Origin of the sequence: Lelliottia amnigena (assembly GCF_019047465.1) — a bacterium.
Taxonomy (GTDB): Bacteria; Pseudomonadota; Gammaproteobacteria; order Enterobacterales; family Enterobacteriaceae; genus Enterobacter; species Enterobacter amnigenus.
Genome location: NZ_CP077236.1, coordinates 489,303 through 505,392, shown reverse-complemented (window position 1 = coordinate 505,392; position 16,090 = coordinate 489,303). Strand labels below are relative to the sequence as shown.

The window sequence follows — 16,090 nt, the reverse complement described above, 5'->3', positions numbered from 1 at the left end:
GCAACGTGAAACATTACATCTTCTCGTAGGGCTTGAACCGCTGCTGCAGTGAACGCAGCTGGTCGATACGCGCGTCGTATCGGGCCTGTTGCAGACTACCCAGCTTCACCTGCGAACTGGCGCTGCTCAACAGCGAAATGGATTGATCCAGACGTCCGACTAACGCGAAACCTTCAGCGCGTGCCGCCAGTTCCTGGTCGCGATTGCCGAGCTGTGCTTCCGTTTGAGCCAATAAATCCCAGCCGTTAGGATCGTCTTTATTGTTGAAGGTGTAACGATTGAGTATTGTGGCGGCCTCTTTCGGCTGTCCACCCTGTAAGTAAGCGTTCGCCAGGTTGAGCTGTAGCACTAGGTTGGTGCGCAGATCTTTTGCCCCTTTCAGGCGATTGATCGCCTCGGTGGTTTTCTTCTGGCCTAAATCAATATCGGTCGACAGATCGAGATACCACGGATTATTGGCATCAGCGGTTAACAAAGGCTGTATCGCTTTACGCGCCTCGTCGAATTTGCTGGCTTCCATCGCCTGAAGCGCACGTCCGTATTGCGCTGCATTTTGCTCACGGATATTGCCTTTAGACAAATTGTCGAGCAGATCGCTGGTGAGCTGATTTCGCCCTGAATTGTACATCCCGAGCGTTCTGACTTTTGCCATGTAGAAATCTTGCGACGACTGCACAACGACAGGGCGCATCTGGTTGGCACGGTTTCGCGCATCGGACAGACGGCTTTCTGGCAACGGGTGCGTCAGTAAGATCTCTGGCGGGCGAGACGAATAGCGCGCCTGATCCAGCAATTTTTCGAGGAACGTAGGCATTGCCTGGGGATCGAAGCCTGAGCGCTGAAGCACCTGAATGCCAATGCGATCGGCTTCCTGTTCGTTCTGTTGGGTAAAGCTGATCATACCCTGCCGCGTGCCGGCGAGCGTACCGGTCAGTGCAGCCATACCCGCCTGCGGGCTGGCCATTGCCAGTAAAATAGAGCCCAGTGCGCCCACCCAGGTCAGCGGGGCTGTGCGTTTTTGATCTTCCATCGCACGCGCCAGATGGCGCTGGGTGACGTGGGAGATTTCATGCGCCATAACGGACGCAAGCTGGCTTTCGTTATCGGAATAACGGAATAAGGCCGAATGCAGCACCACGTTTCCACCAAAGAAGGCGAAGGCGTTGATTTCGTCATTATTAATTAAATAGAAGTGGAAAGGGGTCTTCACCGAGTCAGCATGGGCGACCAGACGCATTCCAAGCCCGTTGATGTATTGCACCAGCAGTGGGTCGTTAATCAGCGGTGCGCTACCGCGAAGCTGACGGACATAAAAATCACCCATCTGCATCTCTTGCCCGATGGACAGCGTGCTGCCTGCTGAGGTGCCCATATCCGGCAATGTATCCGCCGAGTCCGCGAAAGCGGGCATCACCTGACTGACAGTCAGCGCGGCGATAAGCGTCGCAACCAGAGTTTTTTTCAACTGCCTGAACATAGCCTCTGCCCTGTATTTTGGATGTGCTCTTTTGACCGGTGAACCCGCATATCGTTCACCTTCGACTGCTCTGCGAGTGTAGCCGTGTTGAGGCGTGAAGAAAATCCCATTCACCCGGCTTTTGCTAAACGTGAGAGAGATACAAAAAGCGAAAGTCTTTTTTGTGACAGTTAGATACAATTCGCTCTCTCAGTCCCGCCATCCGATTCAGGGAAGGGTTGTATGCTCGAAATGTTAATGCAGTGGTATCGGCGCCGCTTCAGCGATCCCGAGGCCATTGCTTTGCTGGTCATTCTGGTCGCCGGATTTGGTATTTTATTCTTCTTTAGCGGACTGCTGGCACCTTTGCTGGTGGCCTTAGTGTTGGCTTATCTTCTCGAATGGCCGACGGTTCGTCTGGAAAAGATCGGCTGCTCTCGTCGCTGGGCTAGCAGTATTGTCCTCATTTTGTTCGTCGGCATTCTTTTGCTAATGTCGTTTGTGGTGCTTCCCATTGCCTGGCAACAGGGGATTAACCTGATCCGTGACATGCCGGGCATGCTGAATAAACTGTCCGATTTTTCTGCGACGTTGCCGCGGCGTTATCCGGCCCTGATGGACGCCGGCATTATTGATGCAATGGCTGAAAATATGCGCGCCCGCATCATGACGATGGGCGATTCGGTGGTGAAATATTCTCTCGCCTCGCTGGTTGGGCTGCTGACGCTGGCCGTATATCTGGTACTGGTGCCGCTGATGGTCTTCTTCCTGGTGAAGGATAAAGAGCAGATGCTGAACGCGGTGCGTCGTATTCTGCCACGTAATCGCGGGCTGGCAGGGCAGGTATGGAAGGAGATGAATCAGCAGATCACCAATTACATTCGCGGCAAAGTGCTGGAGATGATTGTGGTAGGCGTCGCCACCTGGATTGGCTTCGTGATCTTCGGGCTTAATTATTCACTGCTGCTGGCGGTGCTGGTGGGCTTCTCGGTGCTGATCCCGTATATCGGCGCATTTGTGGTGACGATTCCGGTTATCGGCGTGGCGCTGTTCCAGTTTGGTCTTGGAACCGAGTTCTGGAGCTGTTTCGCGGTGTATCTGATTATTCAGGGATTGGATGGTAACTTGCTGGTGCCCGTGCTGTTCTCAGAAGCGGTCAATTTGCATCCGTTGGTGATTATTTTATCGGTGGTGATTTTCGGCGGTTTATGGGGATTCTGGGGCGTGTTCTTCGCGATCCCACTCGCCACGCTTATCAAAGCGGTGGTTCACGCCTGGCCGGATGCGCCGGCGGTTGAAGAGTAAAAAAATCCCGGTTCACTGAACCGGGATTTTTTATAGGCTTCAGGCGTTTTCTTTTAACCAGGCCAATACCACATCGTGGTGATTGCTGGTTTTGAAATCGTCAAATACATGTTCAATTTTGCCATCTGCACCGATCAGGAAGCTGATGCGATGGATGCCGTCGTAAGTTTTGCCCATAAAGGTCTTCTCACCCCAGATGCCAAACTGCTCGCAGACCTGATGGTCTTCGTCAGACAGTAGCGTGAAGTTCAGCAGCTCTTTTTCGGCAAAACGTGACAGTTTTTCCGGCTTGTCGGTGCTGATGCCCAGCACGTCGACGCCCGCTTTTTTCAGATCGTCCATGTTATCGCGTAAACCGCAAGCCTGTACGGTACAGCCTGGGGTCATGGCCTTCGGGTAAAAATAGACCAGAACGCGCTGTCCCTGGAAGTCGGTCAAATTTACTTGCTCGCCGTCTTGATCGGGCAGGCTAAATTTCGGTGCGATGTCACCGGCTTTCAGTGGATTCATTACTCAACTCCATCCTGTTCATGCTGTGAATAATCTACGACGTTTATACTGCCTTGCGCATTGAGTTCTGTACAGAGTGCTTTGAATGACTGCTCAATATTTGATGCATCGTGTGACGCGGGGCTGTGCGCGGTAATCTGGATAAACAGTTTTGGCGTGGCCCCTGTCTGTGTGCGCGACACCAGTTCTGCAATGTTCATCTGATGGCTGTCAAAAAGTGCCGTAAAGCGTTCAATCAAATGCGGGGAGTCGGTGACTTCAACCTGAACCCACACTGTTGCTGGCATCGCCGGGCGCGGATGCGCGGTGGTGCGCTTCATGACGATCAGTAAATCGAGTTCAGCGCCCTTAAGCGGCAGCGTCGATTCGATGAGCGTAATCGCGTTCCAGGTCCCGGAGAGCAGCATAATAAACGTGAACTCATCGCCAAGCATCGCAAGGCGGCTGTCTTCAATATTGCAGCCGCAACTGCTGACGTGGCGGGTGATGGTGTTCACAATACCGGCTCTGTCAGCACCCAGCGCAGTGATAACCAGGTAATGTTGTGATGAGGTTGTCAAACCTGTTCTTCCTTTGCGTGGTCAAGTGTTCTAAGGAAAGCATAAAAAAAACATGCATACAACAGCCTGGACGCCTTACGTCGCTTGCTTTTATTACAGTTCCAAACGTACCATTGAGAATCTTGTTTGCACAGAGGATGGCCCATGTTCACGGGAAGTATTGTTGCGCTTGTTACGCCGATGGATGAGAAAGGTAATGTCTGCCGGTCAAGCCTGAAAAAACTGATTGATTACCATGTCGCCAACGGGACTGCGGCGATCGTTTCGGTAGGGACTACCGGAGAATCCGCCACCCTGAGCCACGATGAGCACGGTGATGTGGTGATGATGACCGTTGAACTGGCTGACGGGCGTATCCCGGTGATTGCCGGTACCGGTGCAAACGCCACCGCTGAAGCCATTAGCCTGACGCAGCGTTTCAACAATAGCGGCATTGTCGGCTGCCTGACGGTGACGCCTTACTACAATCGCCCGACGCAGGAAGGGCTCTTCCAACACTTCAAAGCGATTGCTGAACATACTGACTTGCCACAAATTCTGTATAATGTGCCGTCACGTACTGGCTGCGATATGCTGCCTGAAACGGTAGGCCGCCTCTCGAAAGTTAAAAATATTATCGCAATTAAAGAGGCGACCGGGAACTTAAGCCGCGTTCATCAGATCAAAGAGCTGGTTTCAGACGACTTTATTCTGCTCAGTGGTGATGATGCGACCGCGCTGGACTTTATGCAGCTCGGCGGCCATGGCGTGATTTCCGTAACCACTAACGTTGCGGCGCGCGATATGGCTGAAATGTGCAAACTGGCTGCGGCGGGTCATTTCGATGAAGCGCGCGTGATTAACCAGCGTCTGATGCCGCTGCACACAAAATTATTTGTCGAACCCAATCCGATCCCAGTGAAATGGGCATGTAAGGAGTTGGGACTTGTAGCAACCGATACGCTGCGTCTGCCGATGACCCCTATCACCGACCATGGTCGTGATGTGGTTGCCGGGGCGCTGAAGCATGCCGGTTTGCTGTAGAGTTTAGGGAGATTTGATGGCTTACTCAGTACAGAAAACGCGCCTGGTGAAGGTTGCGGGTGTTTCGCTTGTTATGCTGCTCGCTGCCTGTAGTTCAGACTCGCGCTACAAGCGCCAGGTGAGCGGTGATGAATCCTATCTGGATGCAGCCCCGCTTGCTGAACTTCATTCCCCAGCGGGTATGATCCTGCCGATTCAGAACGGCGATTACAACATTCCTGTCACTAACGGCAGCGGTGCAGTGGGTAAAGCGCTTGATATTCGTCCACCTGCGCAGCCGTTGGCACTGGTGAGCGGTGCGCGTACCCAGTTTACGGGTGATACCGCGACGCTGCTGGTTGAAAACAACCGCAGCAACACGCTGTGGCCGCAGGTTGTGAGCGTCATTCAGTTGAAGAACTACACGATTGATAAACGCGATGATGCCAGCCAGACGTTGACTACCGACTGGATTGAATGGAACCGTCTGGATGAGGATCAGCAGTATCGTGGTCGTTATCAGGTCTCCGTGAAACCACAAGGTTATCAGCAGGCTGTGACAGTCAAACTGTTGAACCTCGAGCAGGCTGGTAAGCCTGTTGCAGACGCCTCTTCATTGCAACGCTACAGCACCGAAATGCTGAACGTGATTGCTACCGGTCTGGATAAAACGGCGACCGATGCGGCAAACTCTGCACAAAGCCGCAGCGGTGTCACCTTCGACGTACAAAGCGCCGCGGATGATACCGGTTTGCCAATGCTGGTGGTGCGTGCACCGTTCAACCAGACATGGCAGCGTCTGCCAGCAACGCTTGAAAAAGTGGGTATGAAAGTCAGTGACAGCACCCGTTCAACGGGCAGCATCACCGCGACCTACAAGCCACTTTCTGACAGCGCATGGCAAGCACTGGGCGCGAGCGATCCAGGACTGGCCTCTGGCGATTACAAAATTCAGGTCGGTGACCTCGATAACCGCAGCAGCTTGCAGTTTATCGATCCGAAAGGTCACACGCTGACCCAGTCGCAGAATGATGCGCTGGTCGCTGTCTTCCAGGCGGCATTCAGCAAATAAAAAAGAAGGGCTGGTTAATCCAGCCCTTTTTATTTTAGTGCTACGCAAACGTGTGCGTGGCATAATATCCCCAGTTTTGAACACAAATCATCACACCAGGAGTAATCAAGATGCAGAAGCAAGCTGAGTTGTATCGTGGCAAAGCGAAGACCGTATACAGCACGGAAAACCCGGATCTGTTGGTGCTCGAGTTCCGCAATGATACGTCAGCAGGAGATGGCGCACGCATTGAGCAGTTCGACCGTAAAGGCATGGTGAACAACAAGTTCAACCATTTCATTATGAGCAAACTGGCTGACGCGGGTATTCCGACTCAAATGGAAGCGTTGCTGTCCGATACGGAATGTCTGGTCAAAAAACTGGATATGGTTCCGGTTGAATGTGTGGTCCGTAACCGTGCCGCAGGCTCCCTGGTGAAGCGTCTGGGCATTGAAGAAGGCATCGAGCTGAACCCGCCGTTGTTTGATTTGTTCCTGAAAAATGACGAAATGCACGATCCGATGGTCAACGAATCTTACTGCGAAACCTTTGGCTGGGTGAGCAAAGAGAATCTGGCGCGTATGCAGGAGCTGACCTTCAAAGCCAACGACGTCCTGAAAAAGCTGTTTGACGACGCGGGTCTGATTCTGGTCGATTTCAAGCTGGAGTTCGGTCTCTATAAAGGCGAAGTCGTGCTGGGCGATGAGTTCTCCCCGGACGGTAGCCGCCTGTGGGACAAAGAGACGCTGGATAAAATGGACAAAGACCGTTTCCGTCAGAGCCTGGGTGGCCTGATTGAAGCCTATGAAGCGGTTGCCCATCGTCTGGGCGTTAAGCTCGACTAAATCCTCCCCAATCACGCCAAAGGGTGAAAATATCCTTTGGCGTCTTACCTCTGTTTCCTATGGTAATTCTTCCCCTAACCGCCTACGATCACTCTATTGATGATGGGATTTATTCGAGGTGGTTATGCGCTGGCAAGGGCGTCGTGAAAGTGACAATGTAGAAGATCGGCGCAGCAATGGCGGCGGTGGCCCATCAATGGGCGGCGGCGGTATGCGCCTGCCTGGCGGAAAGGGCGGCATTATTCTGCTCGCCATTGTGCTGGTTGCGGGTTATTACGGCGTTGATCTGACGGGGTTAATCACGGGAGACCCCGTTCAGCAACAGCAAACCTCTCAGCGCTCCATCAGCCCGAACGAAGACGAAGCTGCAAAATTCACCTCTGTCATTCTGGCGACGACGGAAGACACCTGGGGTCAGCAGTTCGAAAAAATGGGGCGCACTTACCAGCAACCCAAGCTGGTGATGTATCGCGGCGCGACCCGCACTGGCTGCGGTACGGGCCAATCGGTGATGGGGCCTTTCTATTGCCCGGCAGACAGCACCGTGTATATCGATCTCTCTTTCTATGACGACATGAAACGCAAGCTCGGCGCGGACGGTGATTTCGCCCAGGGCTACGTTATTGCGCATGAAGTCGGCCACCACGTTCAGAAACTGCTCGGTATCGAACCGAAAGTCCGTCAGCTTCAGCAAAATGCATCGCAGACCGAAGTCAATCGTCTTTCCGTGAAAATGGAGCTGCAGGCTGACTGCTTCGCGGGCGTGTGGGGTCATAGCATGCAGCAGCAGGGCGTACTGGAGTCCGGTGACCTTGAAGAGGCGCTCAACGCCGCACAGGCTATCGGCGACGACCGTCTGCAACAGCAGAGTCAAGGGCGTGTTGTTCCGGACAGTTTTACCCACGGCACATCAGAAGAGCGTTACAGCTGGTTTAAACGCGGTTTCGCCAGCGGCGATCCGGCGCAATGCAATACCTTCGGCAAAGCCATGTGACGTTGCGCGCCAGGGATGAGATCGGCATGACGTTTGACAATTTGACTGCCCAACTTGCGCGTTCTGGCCATCGCCGATTGCTGGTGTTGAGCGGCGATGACGACTGGTTGCAGACGCACTCTTTGGCGCTACGCGACCCACTGCAAGGCGACTGGCTGTGGGTCGGTCAAAAAAACGCTGTCGAACCTTTTTGCACGCCGCAAAATCTGAAAAGCCTGCTCGGGCGCGAATATCTCCACGCTATTTTTGATGCCCGCGATGGTTTTGACGTCGCGGCATTTGCGGCCCTGAGCGGCACCTTACGCGCGGGCAGTTTGCTGGTCTTGCTGGTGCCGCCTCTCTCGCGTTGGCCTGAAAAGGCCGATGCCGATTCCCTTCGCTGGAGCGACAGCGCAGAGCCGATTGCCACGCCACATTTTGTTCATCATTTTTGTCGAATCATAACCGACGATCCCGACGTGATTCTCTGGCAGCAGGAACAGCCACTCTACGTGGCAAGCTGTCCACCGTTGCACGACTGGTACCCCGCCAGCGGTGAGCCGCTGTGCGAACAGGCCGACATTCTTCATGCCCTCACACAGATGAACGCAGGGATCGCGGTAGTCACTGCAGCGCGTGGGCGAGGAAAATCAGCGCTGGCCGGAATGCTGCTGCAACGCGTGGTAGGCCGCGCCATTGTGACCGCGCCCGCGAAAGGCGCGACTGACGTTATTGCGCGTTTTGCCGGTGATAATTTCCGTTTTATCGCACCGGATGCGCTGTTAGCTTCTGATGAACGCGCTGACTGGCTGGTGGTTGATGAAGCCGCCGCCATTCCTGGCCCGCTGCTTGAACAGCTGGTTGCCCGTTTCCCGCGGGTGCTACTGACCACAACAGTCCAGGGTTATGAAGGCACGGGACGCGGGTTTTTACTGAAATTCTGCGCACGCTTTCCGCATTTGCATTATTTCACCCTCACGACGCCCGTCCGCTGGGCGGCAGGATGCCCGCTGGAACGCGTGGTGAGCAACGCGCTGCTGTTTGATGATGAAGCCCTTGATGCGATCCCTGACGACGTCGCGCAGATCACCGCGCTCGCACAGCCGCTATGGGAGAGCCATCCACACCTCGCAGCAGATATTTATAAACTTCTTTGCTCCGCTCACTATCGCACGTCGCCCCTCGATTTACGTCGCATGATGGACGCGCCGGGGCAGCATTTCGCCATTGCCCGCGCCGCAGAAAAACTTATCGGCGCAATGTGGCTGGTGGAGGAAGGCGGTTTGAGCCCGGAACTCAGCAAGGCGGTATGGGCGGGGTATCGGCGGCCGCGCGGCAATCTGGTGGCGCAGTCGCTGGCGGCTCACGGCGGCTCACCGTTGGCGGCTACGCTTATCGGGCGGCGCATCACACGCGTTGCGGTACATCCGGCGCGTCAGCGCGAGGGCATTGGGCAGGCTCTTATCGCGTGCGCGGGTCAGCATATTCAGCAGGATTATCTCTCCGTCAGCTTCGGGTTCACCGATGAGCTATGGCGATTTTGGCAGCGCTGCGGGTTTGTTCTGGTGCGGATGGGCACGCATCGTGAAGCCAGTAGCGGTTGCTTTACGGCAATGGCGCTGCTGCCCATAAGCGAGGCGGGCAGGGCGCTTTGCGTGCAGGCGCATCAGCGTTTATGTCGTGATGCCCGAATCATTGAGAGATGGAACGGCGAAAAGATCCCCGTAGAAGAGGCGTGGGAACCTGTTCTTAATAATGATGACTGGCTTGAGCTGGCTGGGTTTGCTTTCGCCCATCGGCCATTCGCCACGTCTGCGGCGGCGCTTACGCGATTACTGCTGGCGGTGGATCTCCCGCTTACGGCCTTGCGCGGGAAAATAGAACGCCAACGGGATGATGCCCAGCTGTGCGCGGATCTTGCCCTTCAGGGGCGCAAACAGTTGCTCGCAATGCAGCGTCGTGAAGCGTGTCAGGCCCTTGATTCATTAGATATTCAGCGTAGCCAACGGCTTAAAAGTGACATTTTGCAATGGCAATTTTTTCAATGACTCCTTCAGTAAAGTGGCATGGTGATTACCTTCCGGAGGCGTAAACTCCACTTTATCGAATTAAGGAGATTGCCATGAAACATGACCATTTTGTTGTTCAAAGCCCCGAAAAACCCGCGCAACAATTACTGCTGCTGTTTCATGGCGTGGGCGATAACGCCGTCAATATGGGGCAGATTGGAAGCTGGTTTGCGCCCATCTTCCCCGATGCGCTGATTGTCAGCGTGGGCGGCGTTGAGCCGTGCGGTCCGAATGGACGCCAGTGGTTTTCGGTGCAGGGTGTGACGGAAGAAAATCGTCAGGCGCGCATTGATGCCATCATGCCGGCGTTTATTGAAACGGTACGTTACTGGCAAAAACAGAGTGGCGTTGGCGCAGCGGCCACCGCGCTGATTGGTTTTTCTCAAGGGGCGATTATGTCACTGGAGAGCGTGAAAGCGCAGCCAGGCCTGGTGTCCCGCGTGATTGCGTTTAACGGCCGTTTTGCCACGTTGCCAAAAACGTCGACCACATCAACAACGATCCACTTGATCCACGGTGGTGAAGATCGGGTCATCGAGCTGTCTCACGCAGTCGCGGCACAGGACGCGTTGATTCGTGAAGGCGGGGACGTGACGCTGGATATCGTTGATGAGCTGGGTCATGCGATTGACGATCGCAGCATGCAGTTGGCGCTTGATCATCTGCGCTTTACCGTGCCGAAGCATTATTTTGACGAAGCGCTGAGCGGCGGTAAGCCGAATGACGACGATATCGTTGAGTTTTTATGATGTGGCGTTCCTCTCTCCTGGCGGAGAGAGGAAATAAGACGATTATTTCTTCTGGTCTTTCTTCGGCCAGTTGTCGTCATCGTCCCACTTATCGTTGAAGTCACGATGTGGCGGAAGTTCGGGCTTGTTGGCGAGAAACTTCTTATGATCAACGCGCTTAAGATCTTTGATGACGTTAAGCAAGACGCCTACCAGAAACACCAACACCAAAATCCACCAGTATTTAGCCAGCCAGTCCATTCGCTATTCCTTCTCAGAGCCCTCGTCAGGCGACGAGTTGCTCCATGATACGTTGATACATACGCGCCAGTAGCTGTAAATCAGCCGCATTCACGCATTCATTGATTTTATGAATGGTGGCGTTCACTGGTCCCAGTTCGACAACCTGCGCGCCCATACGAGCAATAAAGCGTCCGTCTGATGTGCCACCCGTTGTCAGCAGTTGCGGTTTAATTTCATTATAGTGCGCGATGGCGTTAACCACCGCATCGACCAGCTTGCCGCGCTGGGTCAGAAACGGCTGGCCAGACAGCCACCAGTCCACGGAGTAGCGCAATTCGTATTTTTCCAGCAGCGCGATGACGCGGCTTTTAATCATCTCGTCGGTCAGTTCCGTACTAAAACGGAAGTTGAACTGCACGGAGAAATCACCGGGGATCACATTATTGCTGCCCGTACCCGCCTGAAGATTCGCAATCTGCATGCTGGTCGGCGGGAAGAATTCGTTGCCTTTATCCCATTCGATATTGACCAGCTCATTCAGCATGGGCGCAGCGCGATGCACCGGGTTATCGGCAAGATGCGGATACGCGACGTGGCCTTGCACACCGTGGATCGTCAGGTTGCAGGTCAGCGATCCGCGACGGCCATTTTTTACCACATCGCCCACCACTTCAGTGCTGGACGGCTCGCCTACGAGACAATAATCCAGGCGTTCGCGGCGTTCCATCAGCGCTTCAACGACTCTCACCGTGCCATTTTTAGCGCTGGCTTCTTCATCGGATGTGATCAGGAATGCCAGACGGTTTTTGTGGTTTGGATGCTGGGCGACGAACCGTTCGGCGGCCACCACCATCGCAGCCAGCGAGCCTTTCATGTCAGCCGCACCGCGACCAAACAGCATGCCGTCACGAATGGTCGGTTCAAACGGCGGATTGATCCAACGGTCAGCATCGCCTGGCGGAACGACGTCGGTATGTCCGGCAAAAGCCAGCGTTTCACCCTGGCCGCGCCATGCCCAAAAGTTCTGGGTGTCGCCAAAATCCATCCGCTCAACGGTAAAACCGATCGCGCGCAGACGTTCAATCATTAAAGCCTGACAACCTGCATCGTCCGGGCTAAGGGAAGGGCGGCGAATAAGCTGCTGAGTCAGCTCAATGACCGGGCATGACATAAACTGCACCTCAAATATAAGTCTGATAACTGGATTCACTAAAGCCCAGCAGCATAGGCTGACCGGGCGCGCAGAGCAATGGGCGTTTGATTATTGCTGGCATTTCGAGCATTAATTTTGCTGCGCTATCGGCATCGGTAATGCTACTACGAACGGATTCATCCAGTTTACGCCAGGTTGTTCCGCGCGTATTCAGCAGCGCTTCCCAGCCCAGTTCCGCGATGGCGGTTTGAAGGAAATCAGCGTCAAGCCCATCAACGCGGTAATCATGAAAGCGATATTCGACATTATGGCTTTCCAGGAAGCGGCGTGCCTTTTTTATGGTGTCGCAGTTTTTAATTCCATACATCACAATCATGATGAATCCTTTTGTCTTTATTAATAAAAAATGTTCAGTTTTTTCGATGTTATATTATTTGACCAAACATAACATATTTACCTTATGCCTGATTGTACTATGCCTGATAATTCAACCTACACATGTAAGCTGAATATTATTTCATCAGGACCGCATAAATGTCCAGATAAGCAAAATTTGGCTTAAAGTCAGTAGGTAATAAGAATATCACCCACACGTGTGGTTGTTTCTAAATATTGCTATTGGTCACATAAAATTTATGGTTAAAAGACCATATTTGAAGCACGTCAGGCACAGCAAGGGGAAGGAAAGCAAACCGATTGATTAAATTATCTTCACAACACCGATATATTCTCATAGAATACGCATAATAATAAGAGAGGTTGTTATGATTGAACGTGAACTGGGGAACTGGAAAGATTTTATCGAAGACATGCTTCGTAAATGACATTCAGGAAGAATTGCAAGAGCACTTATTTAGTATAAAAACGATGTGATTCATCACACAATAAAAAGGCGGCTCTGGAGCCGCCTTTTTTAATGCACGTTTATTCTGGCCGTTCTTTAAGCGGGAAGCGACGACGCACCAGCACGAAGAACAACGGAACGAAATAGATAGCCAGAACCGTGGCTGAAATCATTCCGCCCATCACCCCCGTCCCCACAGCATGCTGGCTGCTGGAACCTGCTCCAGAACTGGTCGCCATAGGCAGCACGCCAAACACAAATGCCAGAGACGTCATCAGGATCGGGCGCAGACGCTGACGACACGCGTGTAGCGTAGACGACAGCAGATCGTGCCCCTTCGAATTCATCTCATTGGCAAACTCGACGATCAAAATCGCGTTCTTCGCTGACAAGCCGATGACCGTGAGCAACCCCACCTGGAAGTACACGTCGTTTTCCAGACCACGCATCCAGGTGGCGAGTAATGCGCCGATGACACCTAATGGCACCACCAGCATGACGGAGAACGGAACGGACCAGCTTTCATAGAGCGCGGCGAGGCACAGGAACACCACCAGTAACGACAGGGCATACAGAGCAGGGGCTTGTGCGCCTGAGAGCCGTTCCTGATAGGACATCGCGGTCCACTCCAGGCCGAACCCTGCGGGCAGTTGCTGAACCAGCTTCTCCATGGTGTCCATCGCGGTTCCGGTACTTACTCCCGGCGCGGCTTCACCAACGATTTCCAGCGCGGAATAGCCGTTATAGCGTTCCAGTCGCGGGGAGCCGCTCTCCCAGTGGGATGTCGCAAACGCGGAGAACGGCACCATCCCACCCGTATTATTGCGCACGTACCACAGATTAATATCGTCGGGCAGCATGCGGTAAGGCGCCGCCGCCTGGACGTAAACCTTTTTCACGCGTCCGCGATCCATAAAATCGTTCACGTAGCTGGAGCCCCAGGCCGTTTGCAGCGTATCGTTAATATCATTGATGGAAACTCCCAGCGCCTGGGCTTTGCGCTGATCGATATCGATCTGTAATTGCGGGCTGTCATCAAGACCGTTGTGGCGCACGCGGGTGAGCGAAGGGTCTTTACCCGCCAGATCCAGCAACCGGTCGCGGGCGGCCATGAGCGCATCGTGCCCGGCGCCTGCGTGGTCTTGTAACTCCATATCAAAACCTGCCGAACTGCCCAGGCCACTAATGGCCGCCGGGCTACTGGCAAATACCCGCGCTTCTTTAATGCGCGTAAATGCTTTGGTGGCGCGCTCGATAATGGCGAAAGAAGAGCCGGTCTTGCTGTCGCGCTCGTCCCAGCCTTTCAGGCGGACGAACATCCGCGCGACGTTCTGCCCGTTACCTCCAGGGCCGGATCCGACGGTTGAAAACACCGACACAATGTTGTCTTTTTCTTGGGTGAAAAAGTACTGTTCAACCTTCTGCACCACCTTCAGCGTTTGCTGCTGGGTGGCACCGCTGGGCAACTGCACTGACGTGATAAACATGCCTCTGTCTTCCAGCGGCAGGAACGAGGTCGGCAGGCGCAGGAATAAAAATACCATCCCACCGAGCAGTAAAACGTAAATTACGATCCAGCGCAGGCTGCGGTGCAATATCTTTGCGACGCCCGCCTCATAGCGCGCCGCATTGCGATTAAACATGCGGTTGAACCAGCCGAAGAACCCTTTTTGTCCGTGTTGTTCGCCTTTGTGCAACGGTTTGAGCAGCGTTGAGCAAAGGGCGGGCGTCAGGATCATGGCCACCAGCACCGAAAGCACCATGGCAGAAACGATGGTTATCGAGAACTGGCGGTAAATCGCGCCGGTTGTGCCGCCAAAAAACGCCATGGGCACGAAGACGGCGGAGAGCACCATCGCGATCCCCACCAGCGCGCCCTGAATTTGCCCCATCGATTTTCGCGTCGCTTCGCGCGGCGAAAGGCCTTCTTCCGTCATGATACGCTCGACGTTTTCCACCACAACGATGGCGTCATCCACCAGCAAGCCAATCGCCAGCACCATGGCGAACATGGTGAGGGTGTTGATGCTGTAGCCGAAGGCGTATAACACGGCGAACGTTCCGAGCAGAACCACCGGGACGGCAATCGTCGGGATAAGCGTTGCGCGAAAATTCTGCAGGAACAGATACATCACCAGGAACACCAACGCGATGGCTTCGAGCAGCGTTTTGACCACATCTTCGATGGAAGCTTTTACGAAGGAGGTGGTTTCAAAAGCGACTTTATATTCCAGGCCGTGCGGGAAATAGGGCGCGAGTTCGTCCAGCCTTTCAATAACAAGCTTTGCGGTGGCCATTTCGTTCGCCCCTGAGGCCAGTTTCACCCCTAAACCCGACGCCTGATTGCCGTTAAATCGGCTCAGGTTGTCGTATTTTTCCGCACCCATTTCCACTTTTGCCACATCCCCCAGACGCACTTCCGAACCGTCCGGATTGACGCGCAGGGTGATGTCGCGGAATTGCTGCGGCGTCTGAAGTAATGACTGCGAATTGATGGTGGCGTTTAGCGCCTGGTTATCGACAGACGGCGTACCGCCAAGTTGGCCGACAGCGATTTGCGCATTCTGGGATTTGATGGCATTGGTCACATCCGTTGCCGTCATTTGCACGCTATTCAGCTTCGCCGGATCGAGCCAAATACGCATGGAATATTGCGAGCCATAGGCGTCGATATCGCCAACGCCGTTAATACGACTCAGCGGATCCTGAATATTACTGGCGACATAGTCTGAGATATCCTGTTTATCCATCGAACCGTCGGTGGAAACAAAGGCAATCGTCAGGATATTGGAATCACCGGTTTTGCGGACCGTGACGCCCTGATTTTGCACCGCCTGCGGCAGTTTTCGCATGGCTGATTGCAGCTGGTTTTGCACCTGCTGTACGGCTTCATCCGGGTCAGAACCGGCGGTGAAACTCAACGTAACGGTCGCCTGGCCTGTTGCGCTGCTTTGCGAGGACATATACATCAGATTGTCCAGCCCGGTCATGTTCTGCTCAATGACCTGGGTAACGGTGTTTTCCAGCGTTTGGGCTGATGCCCCGGGATAGTTCGCGGTGATACGAACGTTCGGCGGAGCCAGATCGGGATATTGCTCAACAGGAAGTGACAGAATAGCGAGAGTGCCTGTCAGACATAAAATAATTGCCAGCACCCAGGCAAAAATGGGGCGATCAATGAAGAAATTCGCCATGAAAATAAGACCTCGTTTTGCTGCGCATCGTTATTGTACATTGCCCGCTTAACTCTAGCGGCAAGGCGGATGCCAAACGTGGAGAAAATAAGGAGATAGTGTAAATTATCATGCGCATTTACAGCGCGTTCCTGACGTTCCGCACAGCGAATTATTG

General features: G+C 53.8%; 15 protein-coding genes. 8 read left to right on the top strand and 7 right to left on the bottom strand.

All coding sequences use genetic code 11. The annotated features are described in order from the left end of the window. Nucleotides 1–13: 13 nt before the first annotated feature. Nucleotides 14–1,477 (bottom strand): beta-barrel assembly-enhancing protease, encoded by a 1,464-nt coding sequence (bepA, locus tag I6L74_RS02405; protein ID WP_059179419.1) that lies wholly within the window; start codon nt 1,475–1,477, stop codon nt 14–16. Nucleotides 1,478–1,699: 222 nt separating this feature from the next. Here bepA and I6L74_RS02400 point away from each other — a divergent pair, with 222 nt between their 5' ends. Further along, complete coding sequence (locus tag I6L74_RS02400) at nt 1,700–2,761, top strand: AI-2E family transporter (protein WP_059179418.1); 1,062 nt, start codon at nt 1,700–1,702, stop codon at nt 2,759–2,761. Between the two features lie 39 nt (nt 2,762–2,800). Here the strand turns inward: I6L74_RS02400 and bcp are convergent, their stop codons facing one another. After that, the gene (bcp, locus tag I6L74_RS02395; protein ID WP_059179417.1) at nt 2,801–3,271 is read right to left on the bottom strand and encodes a thioredoxin-dependent thiol peroxidase; all 471 of its coding nucleotides are present in this window, start codon (nt 3,269–3,271) and stop codon (nt 2,801–2,803) included. Continuing rightward, a complete protein-coding gene (locus I6L74_RS02390) occupies nt 3,271–3,831 on the bottom strand; it encodes a glycine cleavage system transcriptional repressor (RefSeq protein WP_059179416.1) in 561 nt (186 codons plus the stop codon). The genes bcp and I6L74_RS02390 overlap by 1 nt, the downstream gene beginning before the upstream one ends. 144 nt (nt 3,832–3,975) lie before the next feature. Here I6L74_RS02390 and dapA point away from each other — a divergent pair, with 144 nt between their 5' ends. The 6 genes from dapA (at nt 3,976) to ypfH (ending at nt 10,520) form a co-directional block, all read left to right on the top strand. Continuing rightward, nucleotides 3,976–4,854 carry a 4-hydroxy-tetrahydrodipicolinate synthase gene (gene dapA / locus I6L74_RS02385; RefSeq protein ID WP_015959970.1) on the top strand — a complete coding sequence of 293 codons (879 nt, stop codon included), beginning with the start codon at nt 3,976–3,978 and terminating at the stop codon, nt 4,852–4,854. 16 nt (nt 4,855–4,870) lie between these two features. Continuing rightward, the gene (gene bamC / locus I6L74_RS02380) at nt 4,871–5,905 is read left to right on the top strand and encodes an outer membrane protein assembly factor BamC (RefSeq protein ID WP_059179415.1); all 1,035 of its coding nucleotides are present in this window, start codon (nt 4,871–4,873) and stop codon (nt 5,903–5,905) included. A 110-nt stretch (nt 5,906–6,015) separates the two neighbouring features. Continuing rightward, complete coding sequence (gene purC / locus I6L74_RS02375; RefSeq protein ID WP_015959968.1) at nt 6,016–6,729, top strand: phosphoribosylaminoimidazolesuccinocarboxamide synthase; 714 nt, start codon at nt 6,016–6,018, stop codon at nt 6,727–6,729. A gap of 124 nt (nt 6,730–6,853) precedes the next feature. Next, on the top strand, nt 6,854–7,723 hold the full coding sequence (gene ypfJ, locus I6L74_RS02370) for a KPN_02809 family neutral zinc metallopeptidase (RefSeq protein WP_059179414.1): 870 nt from the start codon (nt 6,854–6,856) through the stop codon (nt 7,721–7,723). Between the two features lie 26 nt (nt 7,724–7,749). Next, nucleotides 7,750–9,750: a tRNA(Met) cytidine acetyltransferase TmcA gene (locus tag I6L74_RS02365; protein ID WP_059179413.1), complete on the top strand. Its 2,001-nt coding sequence runs from the start codon at nt 7,750–7,752 to the stop codon at nt 9,748–9,750. Nucleotides 9,751–9,824: 74 nt separating this feature from the next. Then, nucleotides 9,825–10,520, top strand: a complete 696-nt coding sequence (ypfH, locus tag I6L74_RS02360; protein ID WP_059179412.1) for an esterase — start codon at nt 9,825–9,827, stop codon at nt 10,518–10,520. 42 nt (nt 10,521–10,562) lie between these two features. Here the strand turns inward: ypfH and I6L74_RS02355 are convergent, their stop codons facing one another. Genes I6L74_RS02355 through I6L74_RS02345 form a run of 3 tightly spaced genes read right to left on the bottom strand, consistent with a single transcriptional unit; the run spans nt 10,563 to nt 12,271 of the window. Further along, entirely contained in the window at nt 10,563–10,760 is a 198-nt protein-coding gene (locus I6L74_RS02355) for a YpfN family protein (protein ID WP_059179411.1), read from the bottom strand. A 25-nt stretch (nt 10,761–10,785) separates the two neighbouring features. Continuing rightward, nucleotides 10,786–11,913 carry a succinyl-diaminopimelate desuccinylase gene (gene dapE, locus I6L74_RS02350; RefSeq protein ID WP_059179410.1) on the bottom strand — a complete coding sequence of 376 codons (1,128 nt, stop codon included), beginning with the start codon at nt 11,911–11,913 and terminating at the stop codon, nt 10,786–10,788. Between the two features lie 10 nt (nt 11,914–11,923). Next, nucleotides 11,924–12,271: an ArsC family reductase gene (locus I6L74_RS02345; protein WP_059179409.1), complete on the bottom strand. Its 348-nt coding sequence runs from the start codon at nt 12,269–12,271 to the stop codon at nt 11,924–11,926. Nucleotides 12,272–12,659: 388 nt separating this feature from the next. Between I6L74_RS02345 and ypfM the strand changes: the two genes are divergently transcribed. Beyond that, entirely contained in the window at nt 12,660–12,719 is a 60-nt protein-coding gene (gene ypfM, locus I6L74_RS02340) for a protein YpfM (RefSeq protein WP_100780840.1), read from the top strand. A gap of 100 nt (nt 12,720–12,819) precedes the next feature. Here the strand turns inward: ypfM and acrD are convergent, their stop codons facing one another. Continuing rightward, nucleotides 12,820–15,933, bottom strand: coding sequence for a multidrug efflux RND transporter permease AcrD (gene acrD / locus I6L74_RS02335; RefSeq protein WP_059179408.1), 3,114 nt, complete (start codon nt 15,931–15,933; stop codon nt 12,820–12,822). Between the last annotated feature and the right edge of the window lie 157 nt (nt 15,934–16,090).

Bases quoted from the DNA above. Each gene is read 5' to 3' on its own strand.
- bepA (WP_059179419.1), bottom strand. From the start codon at position 1,477: ATGTTCAGGCAGTTGAAAAAAACTCTGGTTGCGACGCTTATCGCCGCG.
- purC (WP_015959968.1), top strand. From the start codon at position 6,016: ATGCAGAAGCAAGCTGAGTTGTATCGTGGCAAAGCGAAGACCGTATAC.
- dapE (WP_059179410.1), bottom strand. From the start codon at position 11,913: ATGTCATGCCCGGTCATTGAGCTGACTCAGCAGCTTATTCGCCGCCCT.
- I6L74_RS02355 (WP_059179411.1), bottom strand. From the start codon at position 10,760: ATGGACTGGCTGGCTAAATACTGGTGGATTTTGGTGTTGGTGTTTCTG.
- bamC (WP_059179415.1), top strand. From the start codon at position 4,871: ATGGCTTACTCAGTACAGAAAACGCGCCTGGTGAAGGTTGCGGGTGTT.
- ypfH (WP_059179412.1), top strand. From the start codon at position 9,825: ATGAAACATGACCATTTTGTTGTTCAAAGCCCCGAAAAACCCGCGCAA.
- I6L74_RS02365 (WP_059179413.1), top strand. From the start codon at position 7,750: ATGACGTTTGACAATTTGACTGCCCAACTTGCGCGTTCTGGCCATCGC.
- I6L74_RS02400 (WP_059179418.1), top strand. From the start codon at position 1,700: ATGCTCGAAATGTTAATGCAGTGGTATCGGCGCCGCTTCAGCGATCCC.
- dapA (WP_015959970.1), top strand. From the start codon at position 3,976: ATGTTCACGGGAAGTATTGTTGCGCTTGTTACGCCGATGGATGAGAAA.
- bcp (WP_059179417.1), bottom strand. From the start codon at position 3,271: ATGAATCCACTGAAAGCCGGTGACATCGCACCGAAATTTAGCCTGCCC.
- ypfJ (WP_059179414.1), top strand. From the start codon at position 6,854: ATGCGCTGGCAAGGGCGTCGTGAAAGTGACAATGTAGAAGATCGGCGC.
- I6L74_RS02345 (WP_059179409.1), bottom strand. From the start codon at position 12,271: ATGATTGTGATGTATGGAATTAAAAACTGCGACACCATAAAAAAGGCA.
- acrD (WP_059179408.1), bottom strand. From the start codon at position 15,933: ATGGCGAATTTCTTCATTGATCGCCCCATTTTTGCCTGGGTGCTGGCA.